This window comes from Photobacterium sanguinicancri (genome assembly GCF_002265265.1).
Lineage (GTDB): Bacteria > Pseudomonadota > Gammaproteobacteria > Enterobacterales > Vibrionaceae > Photobacterium > Photobacterium sanguinicancri.
The window spans coordinates 1-22,559 of record NZ_NOIF01000029.1; the positions used below are offsets into that span (position 1 = coordinate 1).

Below are 22,559 nucleotides of genomic sequence, written 5' to 3' on the forward strand. Positions count from 1 at the left end.
CCTGACTCCGATAGAATATCGAAATCAGGCCTTACAAGCCGCTTAACTAAAATGTCCAACTTAATGGGGTCACTTCATTTTTAGCAGGCTTTTTGACGTTTGAATTTGTGCTCTAAGTGATAGCTTAGAAAATGATGTGTGCCATCAAAGCGATAACCGGCAAGGTTACTAAGGTACGTAAAATGAAAATCACAAATAGCTCCCATGGTTTCACTGGGATTTTACTGCCAATCAGTAGCGCACCAATTTCAGACATGTAAATCAGCTGAGTAACCGACATTGCTGCAATCACAAAGCGGGTTAAGTCACTCTCAATGCTGGCAGCTAAAATTGAAGGCAAGAACATGTCAGCAAAGCCGACAACAATGGTTTTCGATGCTGCCGCTGCTTCCGGAATATGTAGCAGCTCCAGTAGCGGGATAAATGGCATGCCTAGGTAGTTAAAGACTGGAGTATTCTCTGCAATAACCAGGGCAACTGTACCAATCGCCATTACAACGGGTAGCACCCCAAAGACCATGTCCATGGCATTTTTAATACCATCAATAACCACTTTACGCATGCTCGTCACTTGGCTGGCTTTCAGTAAACCTTGTTCTAAGCCAAAGCGGATCGCCGTGCTGCCTTCTGGAATGGCTTCGTGGTCGACAAGATCGGTTGAGCCATCGATGTATTGGTTTCTTTTCCAAGACAGCGGCGGTAAACGCGGCACGATAACAGCAGCGGCAAAACCGGCCAAACATACAGTGAGGTAGAACGGGGCAAACAGGTGCTCAAGGTTTACTTGGGCAATCACAACCAAACTGAAAGTAATAGAGACAGCGGTGAAGGTGGTACCGATAACGGCGGCTTCGCGTTCGGTGTAAATTTTATCTTCGTACTGCTTGCTGGTCATTAGTACGCCAACGCTGCCGTCGCCAAGCCATGATGCAATGCAGTTAACCGCTGAACGACCTGGTAGACCAAAGATCGGGCGCATCACTTTTGCGAACAAAGCGCCAAAGAACTCCAGTAAGCCAAAATTTAGCAGCAGTGGTAATAGTAGGCCTGCAAAGATAAAGACAGAGAATAGTACAGGTAGTAGATCATGTAAGACCAAGCCGCCTGTCGCGCCGTCATAAATCATGGCAGGGCCGACTTCAAAGTAAGTCATGACCACAAAAATAGCGCCAAGCTGCTGTACCACAAACCACGCAAGGGAAGGGTTCAATAAACCACTCAAAAAATTGTTGTCTAAAATAGCGCGTGGTTTAACGATTTTTGTTGCGATGGTCGCGAGTGCGGTTGCTGTGATTGATACAGTCACAATTGTGGTTAGCATGCCTTCAAACAGGGCTTGTACCGACTTAGCAAGCACCGCAATAGGAATGGTGATGCTGTCTTGGTAATTGATGGGCGCCATAAACAAGAAAACCCCCAGTAGAGAAGGGATCAGGAACATCAGCCAGTTTGCTGTGGTGGGGTTCTTTAGATTGATTGTCTGTTCTTGCATACAACATCCGAATTTATTGTTGGTTGGAAAATTTATCTAATCAACTTAACGCATAACCATTCACTGATATATCGTAAATAGCCAGACGAATATTACATAGAATTGCGTGTTGATGGAATACTAAATCGGATAATTTGCTTTTTTATGCGTGATTGTGTCGACTGTGACGCCTTGCCAGCGTAATTATTCAGTTAGATTTTAGGCCAAAAGGAGAATTAAAAAGCAAGCCTGTATTCAATGTAAATTAATGCTTTTACTCTATGATATTGATAGATATATATTTACGTCATTTTGACCGATATAATCCCCGCGCATTTGCGCTTTCAATAAAAAATGATAATTAAATAGGGATTATGAATATTAATCGTAGTGGTATCTCATTAATGGTTGCGGCAGCTTTGCCGTTGGTATCTTTTTCGTCTGCAGCTTACACAGGTATGGATGCACGTGGCGGAGCTATGGGTGGTACGGGTGTTGCGTCTGCCAGTTATTTAACTGCTGCGTTTTACAACCCAGCGATGGCAACAAATTATAAAAGCAATGATGACTTTGGTATGTTGCTACCAAGCATCAATGTCAGCGCACATGATGCTGATGACATGATGACCAAACTAGATGATTTCCAAAACTTGAATGATCGTTTGGAAAACGATCCAAGTGTACGTGGTGAGTGGGAAGATGCGTTGCGTGCATTGGATAACGGCCAAATAGCAGCAGAAACCAAAGTCGGTATGGTGGTATCTATCCCTAACCGTTTTGTGAGTGCTAGCCTATTTGCGAAAGCAAGTGTTGCGGCGTTTGCGGTTACCGAGGTGGCTGAGAGTGATTTTACCAACCCAAATCCAAATGACCTAGATTCGATGGCAACAGGTCTTGCGGGTGGTACGGTTGATTTGGGTGTGACACTAGCGAAATCTTTTGAGCTTAGCGCTTACGGTAAGCGTTTCTCTGTGGGGGTATCGCCTAAATTCCAAACGCTGGTTGCGCTAAACATGATGGAAAGCGTGAGTACCTTTGATTTTGAGATTGATGATCCAGAGCAAAGCTCAGCATTCAATATGGATTTGGGTGTGTCTTACCAGCCAGTTGAAAATGTGACGATTGGTTTTTCTGCGATGAATCTTATCTCGCAAGAGCTAGAAACCAACAAGATCATTGGTGATGAAGGCAAAAGCTACAGCGCGACCTTCATGGTTGAGCCACAGTACAAGCTAGGTGCCGCTTATGCCAATGGTTGGTTTACCGTGGCGGCAGATGTTGATCTAAATAAACAACAATCCTTTAAGCAGTTTGATTACAGCACACAGTTTGCAAAGCTGGGTGTTGAGCTAGATGCATGGCAATGGGCGCAGTTGCGTGCAGGTTACAGCCACAGCATGACAGATCACGCTGAGAGCTTAATGACGGCTGGTATTGGTTTCACACCGTTTGGTGCATTTGGTTTCGACCTAGCGGGTCAGTTCGGTCAAGACAATAACTACGGTGTATCTGCGCAGTTAGTGTTTACACTATAAGCCACTGACTTCAGTTGATGCATTAAAAAAGGGAAGCTAACTGCTTCCCTTTTTTTTTCTCAAATCTTGTTATCTCGAATCTTGTTTTCTCGAATTTTATTGTCTTAAATTCAGAGTGCGACTAGCGCATAGTCACGAATTCTTCCGAGCCTGTTGGGTGAATTGCCACAACTGCATCGAAGTCTGCTTTGGTTGCGCCCATTTTGATCGCAACACCAAAGCCTTGGATCATTTCATCAACCGTAAAGCCGATACCGTGAAGACCCACGACTGTTTCTTCTGGGCCTGCACACACTAACTTCATCTTACAAGGTTGACGGTGAGCGGTTACTGCTGTGTACATCGCGGTAAAGCCAGATTTGTACACTTTCACATTGTCTTCGCCGTATTGTGCAATCGCTTCTGGTTCAGTCAGACCGATAGTACCAATTGGCGGGTGGCTAAATACCACGGTTGGGACTAGCTTGTAGTCCATCTTCGCGTTGGTTTTGCCGTTGAATAGGCGCTCAGATAACTGACGACCCGCTTTAACCGCGACAGGTGTTAGCTCGATACCGCCTTCCATGATATCGCCCACACAGTAAATGCCAGCTACATTGGTTTGTTGGTATTCATCTACTTTGATGTAGCCACGGTCGTTGGTTTCAACACCAGTTGCCGCAAGGTTGATCTTGTCTGTGGTTGGGTGACGGCCAATCGCCCAGATGATTAAATCTGTGTTGTGTGATTCATCATTTTCAAAGTGCATGGTGAAGGTGCCATCTGCTTCTTTAACCACTTCTTTGGGAATTGAGTGGGTGTGCAAGGTTGGGCCTTCTGCATCCATCACTTCAACCAGTGTTTCTACGATCAGTGGATCGAAGCTACGCAGTGGCGATTCTTTACGCACGAATAGGTGAGTATCTGTGCCTAGTGCGCTCAGTACGCCTGCAATTTCTACTGCAATGTAGCCAGCACCAATAACGGCTGTACGTTTTGGTTGCTCGGTTAGCTCAAAGAAACCGTTTGAATCGATACCGTGGTCGGCACCAGGAATGTTTGGAATGGTTGGTTCACCGCCTACCGCAATCAGAATATGATCGGCAGTGTAATGCTCGCCGTTAACTTCAATGGTTTTTGCATCAATGAAGGTCGCAAAACCGTTGATCACTTCGACTTTATTATTGCCAAGGACATTGTCGTACGCTTGGTGAATGCGACCAATGTAGGCTTCGCGACTTTCAACCAGTTTGCCCCAGTTGAATCCTTTAACATCGACATCAAAGCCGTAGTCTTTCGCGTAAAGGTGCATTGCTTCAGCAATCTGTGCGCCGTGCCACATTACTTTTTTAGGTACACAACCTACATTTACACAAGTACCGCCAAGGGCTTTTGCTTCTACAATCGCGACTTTTGCGCCGTACATTGAAGCTCGGTTTGCTGAGGCAATACCGCCGCTACCACCGCCGATACAAATATAATCAAAATGCTTCGCCATGACTTTCTCCACCTATTTGTAATTTTTTATCGCCATTTATTCTGGGTTTAGTGTAATGGAGAAAACTATGAGATACGAGCAGGAGTGGTGGGGATTGAAAAGAGAGAGAAAAGAGATGTGAGCTGGCGAGCATTGTGACTCGCCAGTCGATGTAACGTAATGGTGGGTGGCGCGATTATTCCGGCACAATCCACTCAACAGTATTGAAACCCGTTACCGGTGAAATAGCGTGTTGTAGCCACGGTAGAATCGCCTTCATTTGGCTTTCAAGTTTCCACGGTGGGTTAATTACAATCATGCCTGAGGCGGTCATACCACGTTCTTCAGTATCAGGCTCTACGCCGAGTTCGATTTTTAGGATCTTACGGATACCTGTATCTTCTAAGCCTTTGATCATTTTATCGATGTTTTCGCGGTAAACCACAGGGTACCAAATAGCATAAGTGCCGGTAGCCCAACGTTTGTGGCTTTCACGGATGGCTTTTACCACATCCATGTATTCGCGTTTTAGTTCGTACGGAGGGTCAATCAACACCACACCACGACGCTCTTTGGGTGGCAGGCTGCCTTTTAAGCGTGTAAATCCATCTTCTTTATAGATCTTCACTTGGCGATCGCCACGGAATTCTTGCAGTAAAAGCGGGAAGTCTGTTGGATGCAGCTCGGTTAATACCATACGGTCTTGACCGCGGATCTGTGCGCTCGCCACCTTAGGTGAACCCGGGTAGTAACGCAGCTCTTCACTGTCGTTCAGCATTTTGATCGCATCAATGTACGATGCAATCTCAGCTGGGATGTCGTCTCGCGACCAAATACGTGCGATCCCTTGAAGGAATTCACCCGTTTTTTCGCTACGCTCATCTTGTAAATCGTAACGGCCAACCCCTGAGTGGGTATCGTGGTAAACGAATGGTTTATCTTTTTGCTTGAGCGAATCCAAAATCAGGCTTTGAACAATGTGTTTTACCACATCGGCATGGTTGCCTGCGTGGAAGCTATGACGATAACTCAGCATAAGGGGGTCTCTGCTACGAATAAGGATAGTGAGGCGCTATTATCGCCAAATCATGATGAATATCCAGTTTCGAAGGTGCTAAGCGCTGGCTTATTTAAGTTGCTGGCACATAATTAAAGCCGAATGGGACATTAATTTTTGCTCTAAGGTTAACTAAGGGATTGAATTTAACCACAGAAAGACACATTTAATAGGGATAACCTCATAAAGGATAAGCGCATGTCAAACCCACTATTGACCATGACGGATCTGCCTCCGTTTTCTCTCATTAAAGCTGAGCACATTCAACCTGCTGTTGAACAAGCGATTGCTGACTGTCGTGCCAAGGTAGAAGAGGTATTGGCAAACGATGCGCCGCCAAGCTGGGATTCTATTTGTGAACCACTGGCGGAAACAGATGATCGATTAAGCCAAATTTGGTCGCCTGTTTCTCATTTAAATGGTGTGAAAAACAGTGCTGAATTGCGTGAGGCTTACGAAGGTTGTTTACCTATGCTGTCTGATTACGGCACGTGGGTTGGTCAACATAAAGGCTTGTACGAAGCGTACAAAGCGATTAAAGCGAGTGATGATTTTGCTGACATGAACCAAGCACAGCAAAAATCGATCACCGATGCGTTAAAAGACTTTGAATTGTCAGGTATTGGTTTACCTGCTGATGAGCAACACCGCTATGGTGAAATCAGCAAGCGCCTATCAGAGTTAGCCTCAACCTTCAGTAATAATGTGTTAGATGCCACCATGGGGTGGAACAAGCAGGTAACAGATGAAGCTGAACTCACGGGTTTACCTGACTCAGCACTGCAAGCCGCTCAAGCCGCTGCGCAAGCGAAAGAATTAGACGGTTACCTGTTTACGTTGGAAATTCCTTCTTACTTACCTATGATGACCTACTGTGATAACAGTGCCTTACGCCAAGAAATGTACGAGGCGTTTGTGACCCGTGCGTCAGATCGAGGCCCGAACGCAGGAACATGGGATAACAGTGAGATCATTGCTGAGAAGCTGAAACTAAGCCATGAATTAGCACGCTTATTAGGTTTTAGCACTTATAGTGAAAAATCGCTGGCGACAAAAATGGCAGAGTCTCCAGCACAAGTGTTGGGCTTTTTGAACGATCTCGCCACTCGCGCCAAGCCACAAGGTGAGCGTGAAGTTGCTGAGTTACGCGCGTTTGCCAAAGATGAGTTTGGTGCCGATGATCTGCAACCGTGGGATTTCGCGTTTTACAGTGAAAAACTAAAACAGCATCGCTACAGCATTTCGGATGAACAGTTACGCCCGTACTTCCCTGAGAAAACCGCAGTTGCGGGTTTGTTTGAAGTACTGAAACGTGTTTTCGGCATGGATGTGAAGCAGCGTGATGGTGTGGATGTCTGGGATGAAGCCGTTACTTTCTACGACATCTTTGACAGCAAAGGTGAACTACGTGGTAGCTTCTACCTCGATTTATATGCTCGCGAGCACAAACGTGGCGGGGCATGGATGGATGAATGCATGGTGCGCCGCACTCGCATTGATGGCTCGTTGCAGACGCCGGTTGCTTACCTAACCTGTAACTTCAACAAGCCGATTGGTGATAAGCCAGCCTTATTTACCCATGATGAAGTCGTGACACTATTCCATGAAACGGGTCATGGTATTCACCACATGCTGACCCAAATCGATGCACCTGCGGTATCGGGTATTAATGGTGTGCCTTGGGATGCCGTAGAGCTGCCGAGCCAATTCTTAGAAAACTGGTGTTGGGAGGAAGAAGCACTGGCGTTTATTTCGGGTCACTTTGAGACAGGCGAAGCCCTGCCAAAAGAAATGCTCGATAAAATGCTAGCGGCTAAAAACTTCCAATCAGCGATGGGTATTTTACGTCAGCTTGAATTTGGTCTGTTTGATTTTAGTCTATACACCCAATACGACCCAGAGATTGGTGCGCAAGTGCTGGAAACCTTAGCTGACATTAAATCACGAGTGTCTGTTGTACAGGGCCCCGAGTGGGGACGTTTCCCACATAGCTTCAGCCATATCTTTGCGGGTGGTTATAGCGCAGGTTATTACAGCTACTTGTGGGCCGAACTATTGTCTGCTGATGCATTCTCTCGCTTCGAAGAAGAAGGGATCTTTAACCCACAAACGGGTGCTGATTTCTTGGATTGCATTTTAGAGCGTGGTGGCAGTGAAGAACCGATGACCTTGTTCAAACGCTTCCGTGGCCGTGAGCCACAGCTTGATGCGATGCTGCGTCATTGTGGTATTACTGGCTAACCTTTTGTTAGTAATTATCTGCCGATAATAAAAAAGGCTCCTAGTGAAGGGAGCCTTTTTTGATCGTACTAAAACAGTTATCGCATGAATAAGGTAATGCCGATTAGGCCTCGTCATCCATGGCGATGATGTGCAACGGCCAACCCAAATCGGTTTGGCGGTTCGCTTCTTGCTGAAGTTCTGCATTGGTCAGCGGATTGCTGACAAGCCATGCGTTGGGTAACGATAGCGTGAGATTATTGTCTTTTGCTGTTAGCGTCACTATTGGTTGATGCTGGTGGTCGCGACGATGACAAAGTATCACGGCTAATCGTAGTAAGCGTAGAATACGGGTTGCACTTGATGCAGATAAAGCATGCTGTTCTGGCAAGCTGGTGAGTGCTTCACGGTGACGACGAAGTAACTCGGCAATCAGGTGTTTCTGCGCACGGGTAAAGCCGGGCAGATCGATATGGTTGACCAAGTATGCCGCATGCTCGCCGCTTTTTTTGAACTCAATACTTGCGCCAATTTCATGCAAGGTACTGCTGGCATGAAGCAGGCAAGGGGCTTGCTGTTCAAGTTGCCATTCATCTTGGCAACTGGTGAGCAGGGTCATTGCGGTATTCGCTACATTATCGGCGTGAATCGCATCAAGCTGAAAGCGTCGTTGAACACTGTTGAGGGTGCGTTCACGAACATCATGATGACGCATTTGGCTCATCATTTCGTAAACCATACCTTCACGCAGTGCACCACCGGCAAGCGTCATGGTCTCGATATTGAGCGATTCAAACAGGGCGATAAGAATCGATAAACCACTCGGGAATACCAATGCTCGTTCTAAGGTTAACCCTTCAATGTCTAAATCTTCCAAGCGTTCATATTGCATCGCCTGACGCTGCATGCGTTTCAATTTCTGCAGCGTAATAACTTCATCCATGCCTTGTGCCAGCATGATTTCTTGTAAGGCTTGTACCGTGCCACTGGCACCCACACAGGTATCCCAGCCTAGCTGTTTGTACTGCGCTAAGATCGGATCAATGGCCGCTTTAGCTGCGGTAATAGCGGCGTCAAAGTTAGCGGCACTGAGTGCGCGGTCTTTGAAGTAACGTTCAAGCCAGGTGACACAGCCAATTTTTAGGCTAGTGAGGGCACTGGCATCAAATGCAGAACCAATGATGACCTCGGTACTGGCTCCGCCAATATCGACCACTAAGCGTTTGTCACTGCCACCTGAAGTATGCGCGACACCTTGGTAGATGATACGCGCCTCTTCTTCACCCGGAATAATATCAACCGGGTGACCGAGAATCGTTTTTGCTTTGGCAAGAAAAGTATCAGCATTTTCCGCTGTACGAAGCGCGGCGGTACCCACAATACGAATGCGCTCTGCGGGAATGTCTTGAAGACGTTCAGCAAATAGGCTTAGACATTCCCAGCCACGCTGCATGGCTTCATCGCTGAGGATATTGTCGTGGTTTAACCCTGCGGCCAAACGCACTTTGCGCTTTATTTTTGCGAGTGTTTTAACACTGCCAGCAACTTCGCGGACAATCCACATGTGAAAGCTGTTGGAGCCTAAATCAATCGCTGCGTACAAAGGTGATACTGAGCTTCTTTCCATAGATTTATCGATTCTTATTATTTCTGCGTTTGCGGACGACGACGCTGACGAGATTGTCCCTGACCTTGTCCCTGACGCGAATTGTTACGACGGTTACCATTTTGGCGTGGAGTGCGTTGTACAGGCAGTGCCGCTGGCAATTCTGTCATTAGCGCTTCGCTGTCGTACTTAGAAACTGGGATTGAGTGCTCAATGTAAGTTTCAATTGCTGGTAGGTTAATTGCGTAACCTTCACAAGCAAAACTGATCGAGTGACCACTTGCACCTGCACGGCCAGTACGACCAATACGGTGAACGTAATCTTCAGCATCATCAGGTAGATCGTAGTTAAATACGTGAGTTACCTGTGGAATGTGTAGACCACGTGCAGCAACGTCTGTTGCGACAAGAATATCAATTTCGCCTTGGGTGAATTGCTCAAGAATACGCATGCGTTTCTTCTGCGGAACATCACCTGTTAGCAAACCAACACGGTGGTCATCGGCTGCTAGATGCGCCCAAAGATCTTCACAACGGTGTTTAGTATTGGCAAAAATGATTGCGCGATCTGGCCACTCTTCTTCAATCAAGGTTTGCAGTAAGCGCATTTTTTCTTGATTTGAAGGATAGAAAAGCTCTTCTTGAATGCGGTGACCTGTTTTTTGTTCAGGCTCAACCACAACGCTTTCTGGGCTGTTCATGTGTTCAAAAGCGAGTTCTTTTACGCGGTAAGACAGCGTTGCAGAGAACAGCATGTTAAGACGAGCTTCAGGTGCCGGCATGCGACGGAACAAGAAACGGATATCTTTAATGAAACCCAAATCGAACATGCGATCGGCTTCATCAAGTACAACAACTTGGATACTGCGTAGATCGATAACACGTTGCTTGTAGAAATCGATAATACGGCCACACGTACCCACCAGAATATCAACACCATTTTCGAGTGTTTTCTGTTGTTTTTCGTACGCTTCACCACCGTAAGCTAAGCCTGCGGTTAGACCCGTGCTTTCTAATAACGGTTTAGCATCGTTATAAATTTGAATCGCCAACTCACGCGTTGGAGCCATGATAATCGCGCGTGGGTGGTTCTGCTTACGCTCTGCTGATGCAGGGTTAAGTAGTAGGTGATTAAAAGTAGCAGTCAGGAAGGCAAGGGTTTTACCCGTACCTGTTTGAGCCTGTCCTGCAATATCTTGGCCGGAGAGCACTACCGGCAATGCCAAGGCTTGGATCGGGGTACAATTGTAGAAACCCTTGCTGTCCAAACCTGCTACAACCGTTGGTTCTAGACCAAGGTCGGCAAATTTTTGCTCTGTGATATGAGTCGTCTTCATTGCTATAGAATATCAGCTTAGGGTTGCAATACGAAACGGATTCAATTCAAATAGGGTAACGATTTGCTCTTTATACTATGAGATAGGTCAGGTTTAACGTAATTCGACTAGCCTGATTCAAACTTTGTAGCGTATAAATAATACTTATCAGACGAGCTATCTGATCATGTAAGCGGATTTAAATAACCTTTATAAAGCCTAAATACCCCAGACTAGACAGACTAGTTATTGCTGTTTACGCTTTGAATATACTGGCGGTTTATCAGTTAAACATTGAACATTTACTTATCCAGATTGGTATAAGCTAATAAAATCAACCATTGGAGTGGAAGATGAGCGACAAGATTGTGCAGCTAAGCGATGCAAGCTTTGAAAGTGATGTAATTAACGCTGCAGGACCTGTACTAGTCGATTTTTGGGCTGAATGGTGTGGTCCATGTAAAATGATTGCCCCAATTCTTGACGAAATTGCTGACGAGTACGAAGGCAAACTGACGATTGGTAAGCTAAACATTGACCAAAATGCAGCAACACCTCCTAAGTTTGGTATTCGCGGCATTCCAACATTACTGCTATTTAAAGATGGCAGCGTAGCGGCGACCAAAGTGGGCGCGCTATCAAAATCTCAACTTAAAGAGTTCCTAGACGCGAACGTTTAAGCTGTAAATACGAGCTGTGCACAATTTCTTTGTTGTGCACAGTTTGTCTTCCGACTATGCTAGACGGATGGAAGGTTTAGTGCTAACTTATCGCACGACATTATCAAACTTGTTCATTTCATGACCAGCCCCATTGGTCATTAACTCTCTCAACTATATAGAACCCCATTTTGACAAACAAGAAACCCACCACTATGAATCTTACAGAACTGAAGAGCCAACCTATTCCAAAGCTTGTTGCGCTTAGCGAAAGCTTAGGATTGGAAAATCTAGCGCGTTTAAGAAAGCAAGATATTATCTTTGCAATTCTTAAACAACACGCGAAGGGTGGTGAGGACATATTTGGCGATGGTGTTCTAGAGATTCTTCAAGACGGCTTCGGCTTCCTTCGCTCTTCTGATAGTTCTTACCTCGCCGGCCCTGATGACATCTACGTCTCTCCAAGTCAAATCCGCCGTTTCAACCTTCGTACTGGTGACACCATTGCTGGAAAGATTCGTCCACCAAAAGACGGTGAGCGTTACTTTGCACTATTAAAAGTCAACGAAGTTAACCACGATAAGCCGGATAACGCGCGTAATAAGATTCTATTTGAAAACCTAACTCCGCTTCACGCTAACGATCGTATGCGTATGGAACGTGGTAACGGTTCAACAGAAGACATCACGGCACGTGTTCTTGATTTAGCATCGCCAATTGGTAAAGGTCAGCGTGGTCTGATTGTTGCTCCGCCGAAAGCGGGTAAAACCATGTTGCTACAGAACATTGCACAAAGCATTGCTTACAACCACCCAGAGTGTGAGTTGATGGTATTGCTGATTGATGAGCGTCCGGAAGAAGTAACAGAGATGCAACGCCTAGTTAAAGGTGAAGTTATTGCATCAACGTTCGATGAGCCTGCATCTCGCCACGTTCAGGTTGCTGAAATGGTTATCGAGAAAGCAAAACGTCTTGTTGAGCACAAAAAAGACGTGGTTATCCTTCTGGATTCAATCACACGTCTAGCGCGTGCATACAACACCGTTGTACCTTCATCAGGTAAAGTACTAACTGGTGGTGTTGATGCAAACGCTCTTCACCGTCCTAAGCGTTTCTTCGGTGCAGCACGTAACGTAGAAGAAGGCGGTAGCTTAACTATCATCGCAACAGCGCTAGTGGATACTGGTTCTAAAATGGATGAAGTTATTTACGAAGAATTTAAAGGTACAGGTAACATGGAACTGCACCTATCTCGTAAAATCGCTGAAAAACGCGTATTCCCAGCTATCGACATTAACCGCTCTGGTACACGTCGTGAAGAGCTACTGGCGAAATCTGACGAGCTACAGAAAATGTGGATCCTACGTAAGATTGTCCATGCAATGGGCGAAATCGATACGATGGAATTCATGATCGACAAGCTCTCAATGACCAAAACGAACGATGAGTTCTTCGATGCTATGCGTCGCCAAAACTCATAATTGAGTTGGTCTTGAGCTAGAAAGTTAGCTCGGTCACAAATTAAAGAAACGTCGCCTAGTGCGGCGTTTTTTATTGGTTGCCTTTCAGGCATACTGAATTAAATTCAGTGTTCAATTACGTCTTGATGACGAAATCATTACGTATAGGTGTAAGGTTGCTTATTGAGGTGGTGGTTATTAATAAGAATAATCATTCAGCTTGGTATTGTGATTGGAATACTGTATAGGTAATAAATAGGCAAGTCAGGATGACAGTATTACCTATGATGCAATATAGATAGTAGAGCACAGAATGTTCTTCATCTTCCTTTCGAAAAATAGGAGATAACATGCGACAAGGACTGTGCATGATACCCTTGCTACTGACGATGTGGACAGCGCCCGCTTTGGCACAAGATGTGTCAGAACAACAGGTACTCGCCACCTTAGCATCAGCGCAAGTGCAGACTCGGGTGAACGCCCTAACTACGCTCTATAAGCGTAATGATTTTCGCGCCTTAGAATTTAACCTCTCGCAATTACCACCACTCTCTCAAGAAGCTGTTCGTGAAAAATTAGTATTATTTGCGGTGGAATTTGGTCAAGTTGATCAAGCTAAAGCTACATGGTTGGCTGAACAAGCAGGGCGTAAACCTACTTTTACCATAGTAGAACAAGGGGATGGTTACCTAGTGACCAAAGCTGCTTTTCACTATGGGGCACCAGCACGTACATTGATCCAGCATTGGGAGCATCAATTACAAGCCGATGACATGGTGCGTAAAGCAGAATCTGGCACCTTGCAGCTATCGCATTGGTTAACAACAGACGCTGTGGTACAAAAGCGCCGTCGTGACTTGTTTTTAGAGCGGGTAGATACACTTTCCCCCGATGCAATCGCCACCTTAGTCACCCAGTTTCAATCTGACAATCAACTGATGTGGCTCCCTGATAATGCCATTATTGCAAGTTTAGCTGCGCATTCTGGCGACAGTAAAATGTATCAACTGTTATGGCGCCGTCGTACCGATACCTATAGCTATCAAGAATTAACGCGTTTAACCGAGATGGCGCCGACCCCTTTAGCGCTTGAGCAATTGATGGCGGCCACTACCAACCCATCATTAAAGCGACAAGCCTATCGCTCATTGATTACCCTAAGGCCGATGCCTGCGTCAACGCGCCAATTCTTGATCGCCAAAATGGGCGAGGTTGATGAAGGCCAAGTCGTTGCACAGCAACTAGCGCAGCAAGGTTACACCAGTTGGTTACGTCAGCTCGCCACATCACACAGCAGTCATGTACTGAAAAAGAATCTTCAAATTGTACTCGAGCAGTAACTGATAATCATAATCAGGTGAGATTAGGTTAACAACTCGTTATAATATCGCCCATTAATTGATGGGCACTCGCATAGTGAGGGTGCCGCTTGGTAACGGGTAGCACCTATGAAATTCAAGGACCTGCGCGACTTTATTGATCGCCTTGAGCAGCAAGGGCAACTAAAGCGAATATCGCAGCCTATCGATCCCAATCAAGAAATGACCGAAATCAGTGATCGCACGCTTCGCGCGGGCGGTCCTGCATTGCTATTTGAAAATCCTGTTGGCTATGACATGCCAGTATTGACCAACCTGTTTGGCACGCCTGACCGTGTAGCTATGGGGATGGGTAGACAGGACGTCAAAGAGCTACGCGAAGTGGGTAAGCTGCTGGCGTATCTAAAAGAACCAGAGCCGCCGCGAGGCTTTCGTGACGCACTGGACAAACTGCCCGTGTTCAAGCAAGTCTTAAACATGCCAGTGAAGCGCTTACGTAAAGCGCCGTGCCAAGAAATTGTCTGGCAAGGTGATGAGGTTGACCTTGATAAAATCCCAGTGATGAGCTGCTGGCCAGACGATGTGGCGCCACTATTAACTTGGGGCTTGACCATCACCAAGGGACCGAACAAAAAACGCCAGAATTTGGGTATTTACCGTCAACAGAAGTTGGGTAAAAACAAAGTGATCATGCGTTGGCTTGCTCACCGTGGTGGGGCGCTTGATTTACGTGACTGGATGGAAACCCACCCAGGCGAACCTTTTCCTGTAACTGTTGCCTTTGGTGCGGATCCTGCGACGATTCTTGGGGCGGTGACCCCAGTACCAGATACCTTATCTGAGTATGCTTTTGCAGGGCTGTTACGTGGCAGCAAAACCGAGGTAGTGAAAAGCCTTAGCAATGACCTTGATGTCCCCGCGAGCGCAGAAGTGGTGCTAGAAGGGTATATCGACCCGACGGAGTTTGCCGATGAAGGGCCTTATGGTGACCACACCGGTTATTATAATGAAGTCGAAAGCCATCATGTGTTTACGGTTACCCACGTAACCATGCGCAATAACCCGATTTACCACAGTACCTATACGGGCCGTCCGCCCGATGAACCAGCGGTATTAGGCGTGGCACTTAACGAAGTGTTTGTGCCTATTTTGCAAAAACAATTCCCTGAAATTACCGACTTTTACTTACCGCCTGAAGGGTGTTCATACCGCATGGCGGTAGTGACCATGAAGAAGCAATATCCAGGTCATGCGAAACGCGTCATGATGGGCGTGTGGTCTTTCTTGCGTCAGTTTATGTACACCAAGTTTGTGGTGGTGTGCGACGACGATGTCAACGCACGTGACTGGAACAGCGTGATTCACGCAATGACCACTCGCATGGATCCGGTGCGCGACACTGTGATGATCGATAACACCCCAATTGATTCCTTGGACTTTGCTTCGCCTGTCGTTGGCTTAGGGTCAAAAATGGGCTTAGATGTCACGATCAAATGGGAAGCTGAAACGGCAAACTCACCGAGCGAAGCATTAATCGTTAACCATGATTTTGATGTCGATGCTGGGCTTAAAGCGTTGCGAGAGCAACACCCTGAAATTCTCGATTGCTATTTACCACCCGAAGCTGATGCGCACCGTATGGCGATTGTCAGCATCAAAAAAGAAGGTGCAGGTCAGGCAATTGCTGTGATGGAAGTTGTGTGGGCTTTCTTAGCACAATTCACCGATGCCAAATTTGTGATTGTCTGTGATGATGATGTCAATGTACGCGATTGGAATGATGTGATTTGGGCGGTCACTACCCGAATGGATCCAAGTCGTGATGCCATTATGATTAATGGGGCGGCAGCGGAGCAACTTTCGTTGGGTAGCAGCTCTAAAATGGGCTGGGATGCGACCAATAAGTGGCAAGGTGAAACGGATCGCGAATGGGGAACCCCTATTAGCAAAGATCCCGCGATTGTTGCTAAAGTCGATGCTATTTGGGATGAGTTAGCGATTTTTAAATCGTAGTTATCTCCAAGGCTGAACAGGTTATCATAGGTGATGACCTGTTTTTAATGAGTCTTGTTAACGTGCCAGTGACTAACCGCATTTTAGCCAAGACACTATTACTAAGAATATTATGACGTACCAAGTTCGCCTGCTACCTGCTGATGTCACTTTTACTGCTACCGAGCATGAAAGCGTCTTGCAGGCTGCGCTCAACGCAGGCATTGCTTTTCCTAATCGTTGCCAAGTCGGTGCATGTGCGATGTGCATGTGCCGAAAACTATCGGGTGAGATAACTTACCAACTTGAGCCTATGCTTACTGAGAAAGAGCAAGCGCAGGGTTGGATGTTTACTTGCCAAGCAACGGCGAAAAGCGACTTGGTGCTCAGCATGGATTAGCGACATCGAACGCGACCATGCTCCTGAACGACTAGAGGACAACCATGTCGATTAAATGTGAAGTAAAGTCAGTTGAATCATTAGCATGTAATACATTCCGTATTTTATTGCAGCCAGAAAAAGCGATCGATTTCAAAGCCGGTCAGTACCTGTTAGCCGTTATGGGTGAGAAAGATAAACGCCCATTCTCGATAGCAAGCAGCCCGTGCCGTGAAGGTGAGCTAGAGCTCCATATTGGTGCCGCAGAGCATAACCCGTACGCGATTGAAGTGGTGGAAACCATGAAAGCGGCACTTGCTGCGGGCACGCCTGTTGAAATCGAAGCACCACACGGTGACGCTTGGGTGCGCACTGACAGTGAGAAGCCGCTACTGATGATTGCTGGTGGTACGGGCTTTTCTTACGTACGCAGTATTTTAGATAACTGTTTAAGCCGTGGCGTGAACCAGCCTATCTTTGTTTACTGGGGTGGCCGTGACGCATGCCAGCTGTACGCAAATGATGAACTACAGGCGTTGGCGGATAAACACGCGAACCTGACTTACGTGCCTGTGGTTGAGCAAGCTGAAGCGGCTTGGCAAGGCAAAGTGGGCAATGTACTGGAAGCTGTGAGTAACGATTTTGTTAGCCTATCAGCTTACGATATCTATATTTGTGGCCGTTTTGAGATGGCAGGCGCAGCACGCGAACTGTTCACCGCAGAAAAAGGTGCAGAGCGTGAGCGTATGTTCGCCGATGCATTTTCGTTTATCTAAGACGAAATGGCAGCAGTTTAGCTAACTTGGGATGACATATATAAACGGCGAGCCATTGGCTCGCCGTTTTTGTTGTTACGACATGAGAAACATGGCGAGGTGGTGGCTACACACTAGCTTGGCGCGATGCCGCGACCTTACGTTTGACCCAAGTTTCATTTAGCCACAATGAAAAGACGATGATAATACCGCCAATGATCAAGCGTGGGTAATCAACATCACGATTCCAAATCACGATATTTACAATCAATCCCGCAGGTACTAAGGCATTATTCATGATTGCCAAGGCACCAGCATTGACCATGGTTGTTCCTTTGTTCCATAAAAAGTAGCCTAAGCCTGACGCCATCGTACCCAGGTACAGTAGCACTCCCCATTGAGTGGTAGTGGTGGGCAGTTTATCGGTATTACCAAACATCAAAAACATCGGTATGGCGACGCACATTGCGCCTAAATAGAACAAGCCAAACACAGTATGCTGCGGGATATCTTTGTTTTCTTGCTCCATGGTTCGCTTATAGCCGACTTGGCCAATCGCAAAGCTTAGGTTAGCGCCTTGGACGATTAAAAACCCCATAATGAAGTTTTCATTAATGCCTTCAAATTTAATGACGGCTGCGCCCAAGACGGCAATAACCGCGGTCACAAGATACCAAGCTGAAAACTGACGGTGCAGTGCATCGTAAATCAGAGTGACATAAATCGGCGTGAAAACAGTGAAGAGCAGCACTTCAGGTACCGACAGATACAAGAAAGACTGGTAATAGAAGCAGTACATGATGCCAAGCTGAAAGGCACCCACCACCATTAACTTAGCCGCTAATTTGGGGTGTAAGTATTGCTTACGTAAGAAAGGTAAAAACACCAGTGCCGCTAGTGACACACGAGTGAGTACCGAGAACCAAGCGTCGACTTGACCCGCAAGATATACCCCAATCAGGCTAAATGAAAACGCCCAGAGCAAGGTAATAGCTGAAAGATATCCCATAACAATTCGATTAATCCATAGATGTCATGGCGATAGTGTACCTGAAAGCCTTTGCAACAAGCATGAAAATGCTAGTTTAAGGCAAGAGGTCGGAGCGGTAAGTTGGCTTTACCGCTCGAGGTGACGATGGCAGTACTATTTTAGTGGCACCATTAGCATATCAACAGGTGTACGGTTGATTAGCTGTTTCGCTGAAGACAGAATTTTACTCCAAAAATCTTGGTGGTGACCACACACTATCAGTTCGATATCAAGGTCATCGATCGCCTGACAGATTTCATCGGCTAAATCACCACTGCCCACAAGGGTGTGAGAAACGGGATACCCTGCTTTTTCTGATAGGGATTTTAAGTGGTGCTGCGCTTCATCTGCCATACGATGCTGAGCATCAGACAAGTTAATATCAATCAGGCCGGTATAAAGTTCGGCATAATTCACATCAATATGGATCAGCGATAATTTAGCATCAACAGCCTTGGCCAATGCGGCAGCTTTGTTGACTAAAACGAAGCTGTCTTCCGATAGATCAATAGCAACGAGAATGTGTTTGTAAGCCATAACTTTGCACTCCTTATCACGGTTTAATTTCATGCTACCACTGAGTATGGCGCAAAAATATCGTGTAGATCTCACCCTTGATGCTAACTATAAAATTCCATACAGAGTGGTCTTTTTGTCTTTTCTTTTCGTATCTTATCCCTAACTGAGGAGTGTCACCTCAGATACTTACTTTTGTTATGTTGCAAACTTGATTGTGCGCTGTGACAATGTCTCTATTACAATTGTATAAGAAGGAGTAGTGCGATGTTAGCGCAAGCGATGGTTGAAAAACTGAATGAGCAAATTAATTTGGAGTTTTTCTCTTCAAACCTATACCTGCAAATGAGTGCATGGTGTGAAGATAAAGGCTTTGAAGGTGCTGCTGAGTTTCTTCGTGCCCATGCTGTTGAAGAAATGGAACATATGCAGCGTTTATTCACGTACGTGAGTGAAACGGGTGCAATGCCGATTCTGGGTGCGATTGAAGCACCAAAACACGAATTTGCATCACTGGGTGATGTGTTCCGTGAGACGTATGAGCATGAGCAGTTGATTACTAAACAAATCAACATGCTGGCGCATGTGGCGTTCACTACTCAAGATTACTCAACATTTAACTTCTTACAGTGGTATGTCGCAGAACAACACGAAGAAGAGAAGTTGTTTAAAGGTGTTCTAGACAAGATAGAACTGGTTGGTGAAGACGGTAAAGCCTTGTTCTTTATCGACAAAGACTTGGCAGCGATGGCCAAAGCTGGATCGTCGTCTGTGATGGATACGCAAGCAGGTTAAATCATAGTATAGGGTGTATTGATGCACCCTTTATCCCCTGCTTGTGTCTAAGGTAGTTTGGGGGTTGTTTATGATTAGTGGGGATGCATTACTGCTGGCGCTGTTTATGGTTGCCGTTGTTAACGTTTCTAGGTATGTCAGTACATTACGTACATTACTCGCCATCATGCGCGAGTGTGATCCCTTGCTTTATCAGCAAGTGGATGGTCGTGGTTTCTTCTCATCTCAAGGCAATGTCAGTAAACAAATTCGTTTGTTTCATTACATTCGCAGTCAGCAATACCATAAGCATCACGATCCTGTATTTATGGCCAAGTGCATTAAAGTTCGTCGGTTATTTATTCTTGCCAGTACCTTCTTGATGGTTTTCTTTATTGCCATTTTTGTAGTGGCTTATCTCGGCATGTAAGACCGATTGTCCGATCTTGGCCGAATATCGAGGTGATTTCTGTTTGCCAATCGTCGTTATTACGCTTAACTTTACGGCTATTGAACGCAAAAAGTTATGATTACTGATGGAAAAAATGACAACCTGGTGGGCCTCATTAGAACAAGGCTCTAGTCCTGATTGGCTCTTTAATGTGGGCTTGTTACTGACTTTAAGTGCTGTGCTCTGGGGGGCTTGGTGGCTGATCAGTCGCCGTCTTGCTCACATCGCGGAAACCACCAAAATCATCTGGGATGATGCATTAGTGCATGCCGTGCGTCGTCCTGTCTCTTGGTTAATTTGGCTCTGGCCTGCACTGATCTCCGTCGGTGTGGTTGTTGAGAATATCAGCCATTATTCAACCGCATTCCTGGTTGTCGTACGCCACTTACTTTTGGTCTGGACGCTCACTTGGGTATTGCTACGCTTAATTTCCAATGTCGAAGTGGCATTAGCGGATAAAGCGAAAGACCTCACCACCTTAAATGCCGTTTCTAAAGTGCTACGCCTGATGGTTATGGTGATCGGCGGCCTTGTGATGATGCAAAACCTTGGGTTGAGCTTATCGGGCATTTTGACCTTTGGTGGTGTCGGTGGCTTAGTCGTTGGTATGGCAGCCAAAGATCTACTGGCTAACTTCTTTGGCGGCATGATGATTTACTTTGATCGTCCGTTTAAGGTCGGGGATTGGATTCGTAGTCCTGATCGCCTCATTGAAGGGACGGTCGAGCGTATTGGTTTTCGCATGACAGTGATCCGCACTTTTGACAAGCGCCCGCTGTATGTGCCGAACTCGGTGTTTAGTTCGATTGTGGTGGAAAACCCATCGCGGATGTCGAATCGTCGGATTAAGCAAAAAGTCGGGCTGCGCTATCAAGATGCGGCCGTGGTGGGGAATGTGGTGGAAGGGATCAAACAGATGTTACGCCAGCATCCAGAGATTGATAGCCAGCAAACCTTGATTGTCAGTTTTGATAATTACGGACCATCATCGCTTGATATCTTGGTATATACCTTCACCAAAACTGTAAATTGGATTGAATATAAAGACGTACAACAAGATGTGATGCTTAAAATCGTTGGGATTGTGCATCAGCATGGCGCTGACTTCGCCTTCCCAACCAGTACGGTGCAGTTGGGTGATAACGCCTTGATTGCACTGCAATCTTCTTCGTCTAAGGTGCAGTTCGAGTCACCTGAGTGTTAAGGCCGTAGGATTGCTGTTGGTATTCGCCGCTTAGGCGGGTAAAATGTGCGCAAATGAGGGATGCTATATCGGCATCCCTTTTTCATTGCGAGAAAAAGCAGGTTGAGTGAGATGGCAGAACAGTTTGATGTAGTGATTATTGGTGCGGGTGCCGCAGGGTTGATGTGTGCTGCTGAGGCGGGCAAACGAGGCCGTTCGGTGCTGGTGGTTGATCATGGCAAAAAACCGGGCCGTAAAATCCTGATTTCAGGCGGTGGTCGTTGTAACTTTACCAATTACGATGTGGCGGCAAATAACTTTGTCTGCCGTAACCCTCACTTTGTAAAATCGGCTTTGTCGCAATATACCCAGTGGGATTTTCTGGCAATGATTGGTAAACATGAGATTGCCTTTGAAGAACGCGAGCATGGCCAACTGTTTTGCTTAGATTCAGCCAAAGATATTGTCAAAATGCTATTGGCTGAGTGTGACTTACCGACGGTTTCACAACGCTATCAAGTCGATGTGCATGATATAACCAAGACGGAAGATGGCTTCACGCTAAAATTGAACACCGATACCGTTCATTGCCAGTCATTGGTGGTGGCGACGGGTGGCTTGTCGATGCCGAAATTGGGTGCAACGCCATTTGGTTACCAGCTAGCGGAACAATTTGGTTTGAAGCGTATCCCGACCACGGCAGGCTTAGTGCCATTTACGTTGCATAAAGAAGATAAAGAAGCCTTTGCTGAGCTTTCTGGTATTGCGATCCCTGTGGTGATTGACGCCCAAGACGGTACCTCATTTAAAGAAAACTTACTGTTTACCCACCGTGGTTTGTCTGGCCCTGTGGTACTTCAGATCTCTTCATACTGGACCCCGGGACAAAAAGTGACGGTTGATCTATTACCGAATGATGATTTAACTGAAACGTTGACCGCAATGCGTGAAGCACACCCGAACCAAAGCCTGAAAAACTCATTGTCTCGTTTATTACCTAAGCGTTTAATCGAAGTCTTGATTGCGCGTGGCGATCTGGAAGATAAACCCTTAAAGCAGTTTAATCCGAAAGACATTACCACCTTAGCGGACTATTTCCACCGCTGGACCATTGCACCCAACGGCACTGAAGGTTACCGCACAGCGGAAGTGACGCTGGGTGGGGTAGATACCAACGAATTGTCATCGAAAACAATGGAAGCCAAGCAGGTTTCTGGTTTGTATTTTATCGGTGAAGTGATGGATGTCAGCGGTTGGCTTGGTGGGTATAATTTCCAATGGGCATGGTCGAGTGGCTATGTCGCAGGGCAGTACGCTTAAATATTTTTGTTGTGTCCTAAAACAGAAAGCGCTGCTTTTATAGGCGGCGTAAAATAGCGC

19 protein-coding genes are annotated in these 22,559 nt (G+C 46.2%); 12 read left to right on the forward strand and 7 right to left on the reverse strand.

Annotated features, from left to right (window positions below; genetic code table 11):
* Positions 1-124: 124 nt before the first annotated feature.
* The gene (locus ASV53_RS06790; protein WP_094956551.1) at positions 125-1,492 is read right to left on the reverse strand and encodes a YjiH family protein; all 1,368 of its coding nucleotides are present in this window, start codon (positions 1,490-1,492) and stop codon (positions 125-127) included.
* A gap of 353 nt (positions 1,493-1,845) precedes the next feature.
* On the opposite strand from ASV53_RS06790, the gene ASV53_RS06795 reads away from it, so the two are divergent.
* Positions 1,846-3,006 carry a conjugal transfer protein TraF gene (locus ASV53_RS06795; RefSeq protein WP_062688187.1) on the forward strand — a complete coding sequence of 387 codons (1,161 nt, stop codon included), beginning with the start codon at positions 1,846-1,848 and terminating at the stop codon, positions 3,004-3,006.
* Positions 3,007-3,127: 121 nt separating this feature from the next.
* Here the strand turns inward: ASV53_RS06795 and gorA are convergent, their stop codons facing one another.
* Together gorA and ASV53_RS06805 are read right to left on the reverse strand one after the other, a co-directional pair.
* Positions 3,128-4,483 (reverse strand): glutathione-disulfide reductase, encoded by a 1,356-nt coding sequence (gorA, locus tag ASV53_RS06800; protein WP_094956552.1) that lies wholly within the window; start codon positions 4,481-4,483, stop codon positions 3,128-3,130.
* 175 nt (positions 4,484-4,658) lie between these two features.
* Positions 4,659-5,498, reverse strand: a complete 840-nt coding sequence (locus ASV53_RS06805) for a 23S rRNA (adenine(2030)-N(6))-methyltransferase RlmJ (protein ID WP_094956553.1) — start codon at positions 5,496-5,498, stop codon at positions 4,659-4,661.
* A 219-nt stretch (positions 5,499-5,717) separates the two neighbouring features.
* Between ASV53_RS06805 and prlC the strand changes: the two genes are divergently transcribed.
* Positions 5,718-7,760 carry an oligopeptidase A gene (prlC, locus tag ASV53_RS06810; RefSeq protein WP_094956554.1) on the forward strand — a complete coding sequence of 681 codons (2,043 nt, stop codon included), beginning with the start codon at positions 5,718-5,720 and terminating at the stop codon, positions 7,758-7,760.
* A gap of 103 nt (positions 7,761-7,863) precedes the next feature.
* Here the strand turns inward: prlC and gppA are convergent, their stop codons facing one another.
* Together gppA and rhlB are read right to left on the reverse strand one after the other, a co-directional pair.
* Entirely contained in the window at positions 7,864-9,366 is a 1,503-nt protein-coding gene (gene gppA, locus ASV53_RS06815; RefSeq protein ID WP_094956555.1) for a guanosine-5'-triphosphate,3'-diphosphate diphosphatase, read from the reverse strand.
* 17 nt (positions 9,367-9,383) lie between these two features.
* Positions 9,384-10,682, reverse strand: coding sequence for an ATP-dependent RNA helicase RhlB (rhlB, locus tag ASV53_RS06820; protein ID WP_094956556.1), 1,299 nt, complete (start codon positions 10,680-10,682; stop codon positions 9,384-9,386).
* Between the two features lie 332 nt (positions 10,683-11,014).
* On the opposite strand from rhlB, the gene trxA reads away from it, so the two are divergent.
* From trxA to fre, 6 genes are all read left to right on the forward strand, one after another.
* Positions 11,015-11,341, forward strand: coding sequence for a thioredoxin TrxA (gene trxA / locus ASV53_RS06825; protein ID WP_048900490.1), 327 nt, complete (start codon positions 11,015-11,017; stop codon positions 11,339-11,341).
* Positions 11,342-11,535: 194 nt separating this feature from the next.
* Entirely contained in the window at positions 11,536-12,801 is a 1,266-nt protein-coding gene (rho, locus tag ASV53_RS06830) for a transcription termination factor Rho (RefSeq protein WP_062688197.1), read from the forward strand.
* 329 nt (positions 12,802-13,130) lie between these two features.
* Positions 13,131-14,120, forward strand: coding sequence for a hypothetical protein (locus tag ASV53_RS06835; RefSeq protein ID WP_239928743.1), 990 nt, complete (start codon positions 13,131-13,133; stop codon positions 14,118-14,120).
* A 108-nt stretch (positions 14,121-14,228) separates the two neighbouring features.
* Positions 14,229-16,112, forward strand: a complete 1,884-nt coding sequence (ubiD, locus tag ASV53_RS06840) for a 4-hydroxy-3-polyprenylbenzoate decarboxylase (RefSeq protein WP_094956558.1) — start codon at positions 14,229-14,231, stop codon at positions 16,110-16,112.
* Between the two features lie 112 nt (positions 16,113-16,224).
* Positions 16,225-16,491, forward strand: coding sequence for a 2Fe-2S iron-sulfur cluster-binding protein (locus ASV53_RS06845; RefSeq protein ID WP_062688203.1), 267 nt, complete (start codon positions 16,225-16,227; stop codon positions 16,489-16,491).
* A 44-nt stretch (positions 16,492-16,535) separates the two neighbouring features.
* Positions 16,536-17,246, forward strand: coding sequence for an NAD(P)H-flavin reductase (gene fre / locus ASV53_RS06850; RefSeq protein ID WP_094956559.1), 711 nt, complete (start codon positions 16,536-16,538; stop codon positions 17,244-17,246).
* 106 nt (positions 17,247-17,352) lie between these two features.
* Here the strand turns inward: fre and ASV53_RS06855 are convergent, their stop codons facing one another.
* Positions 17,353-18,234, reverse strand: a complete 882-nt coding sequence (locus tag ASV53_RS06855) for a carboxylate/amino acid/amine transporter (RefSeq protein ID WP_094956560.1) — start codon at positions 18,232-18,234, stop codon at positions 17,353-17,355.
* 135 nt (positions 18,235-18,369) lie between these two features.
* Positions 18,370-18,792, reverse strand: coding sequence for a universal stress protein UspA (uspA, locus tag ASV53_RS06860; protein ID WP_062688204.1), 423 nt, complete (start codon positions 18,790-18,792; stop codon positions 18,370-18,372).
* A gap of 246 nt (positions 18,793-19,038) precedes the next feature.
* On the opposite strand from uspA, the gene ftnA reads away from it, so the two are divergent.
* The 4 genes from ftnA to ASV53_RS06880 all read left to right on the forward strand — a co-directional run bounded on the left by ftnA (position 19,039) and on the right by ASV53_RS06880 (position 22,499).
* Positions 19,039-19,566: a non-heme ferritin gene (gene ftnA, locus ASV53_RS06865; RefSeq protein ID WP_048900484.1), complete on the forward strand. Its 528-nt coding sequence runs from the start codon at positions 19,039-19,041 to the stop codon at positions 19,564-19,566.
* Positions 19,567-19,636: 70 nt separating this feature from the next.
* The gene (uspB, locus tag ASV53_RS06870) at positions 19,637-19,975 is read left to right on the forward strand and encodes a universal stress protein UspB (protein ID WP_048900483.1); all 339 of its coding nucleotides are present in this window, start codon (positions 19,637-19,639) and stop codon (positions 19,973-19,975) included.
* 106 nt (positions 19,976-20,081) lie between these two features.
* Positions 20,082-21,200: a mechanosensitive ion channel family protein gene (locus ASV53_RS06875; protein WP_094956561.1), complete on the forward strand. Its 1,119-nt coding sequence runs from the start codon at positions 20,082-20,084 to the stop codon at positions 21,198-21,200.
* A 111-nt stretch (positions 21,201-21,311) separates the two neighbouring features.
* Entirely contained in the window at positions 21,312-22,499 is a 1,188-nt protein-coding gene (locus ASV53_RS06880; RefSeq protein ID WP_094956562.1) for a BaiN/RdsA family NAD(P)/FAD-dependent oxidoreductase, read from the forward strand.
* Positions 22,500-22,559: the final 60 nt, after the last annotated feature.

Bases quoted from the DNA above. Each gene is read 5' to 3' on its own strand.
- ASV53_RS06790 (WP_094956551.1), bottom strand. From the start codon at position 1,492: ATGCAAGAACAGACAATCAATCTAAAGAACCCCACCACAGCAAACTGG.
- ASV53_RS06795 (WP_062688187.1), top strand. From the start codon at position 1,846: ATGAATATTAATCGTAGTGGTATCTCATTAATGGTTGCGGCAGCTTTG.
- gorA (WP_094956552.1), bottom strand. From the start codon at position 4,483: ATGGCGAAGCATTTTGATTATATTTGTATCGGCGGTGGTAGCGGCGGT.
- ASV53_RS06805 (WP_094956553.1), bottom strand. From the start codon at position 5,498: ATGCTGAGTTATCGTCATAGCTTCCACGCAGGCAACCATGCCGATGTG.
- prlC (WP_094956554.1), top strand. From the start codon at position 5,718: ATGTCAAACCCACTATTGACCATGACGGATCTGCCTCCGTTTTCTCTC.
- gppA (WP_094956555.1), bottom strand. From the start codon at position 9,366: ATGGAAAGAAGCTCAGTATCACCTTTGTACGCAGCGATTGATTTAGGC.
- rhlB (WP_094956556.1), bottom strand. From the start codon at position 10,682: ATGAAGACGACTCATATCACAGAGCAAAAATTTGCCGACCTTGGTCTA.
- trxA (WP_048900490.1), top strand. From the start codon at position 11,015: ATGAGCGACAAGATTGTGCAGCTAAGCGATGCAAGCTTTGAAAGTGAT.
- rho (WP_062688197.1), top strand. From the start codon at position 11,536: ATGAATCTTACAGAACTGAAGAGCCAACCTATTCCAAAGCTTGTTGCG.
- ASV53_RS06835 (WP_239928743.1), top strand. From the start codon at position 13,131: ATGCGACAAGGACTGTGCATGATACCCTTGCTACTGACGATGTGGACA.
- ubiD (WP_094956558.1), top strand. From the start codon at position 14,229: ATGAAATTCAAGGACCTGCGCGACTTTATTGATCGCCTTGAGCAGCAA.
- ASV53_RS06845 (WP_062688203.1), top strand. From the start codon at position 16,225: ATGACGTACCAAGTTCGCCTGCTACCTGCTGATGTCACTTTTACTGCT.
- fre (WP_094956559.1), top strand. From the start codon at position 16,536: ATGTCGATTAAATGTGAAGTAAAGTCAGTTGAATCATTAGCATGTAAT.
- ASV53_RS06855 (WP_094956560.1), bottom strand. From the start codon at position 18,234: ATGGGATATCTTTCAGCTATTACCTTGCTCTGGGCGTTTTCATTTAGC.
- uspA (WP_062688204.1), bottom strand. From the start codon at position 18,792: ATGGCTTACAAACACATTCTCGTTGCTATTGATCTATCGGAAGACAGC.
- ftnA (WP_048900484.1), top strand. From the start codon at position 19,039: ATGTTAGCGCAAGCGATGGTTGAAAAACTGAATGAGCAAATTAATTTG.
- uspB (WP_048900483.1), top strand. From the start codon at position 19,637: ATGATTAGTGGGGATGCATTACTGCTGGCGCTGTTTATGGTTGCCGTT.
- ASV53_RS06875 (WP_094956561.1), top strand. From the start codon at position 20,082: ATGGAAAAAATGACAACCTGGTGGGCCTCATTAGAACAAGGCTCTAGT.
- ASV53_RS06880 (WP_094956562.1), top strand. From the start codon at position 21,312: ATGGCAGAACAGTTTGATGTAGTGATTATTGGTGCGGGTGCCGCAGGG.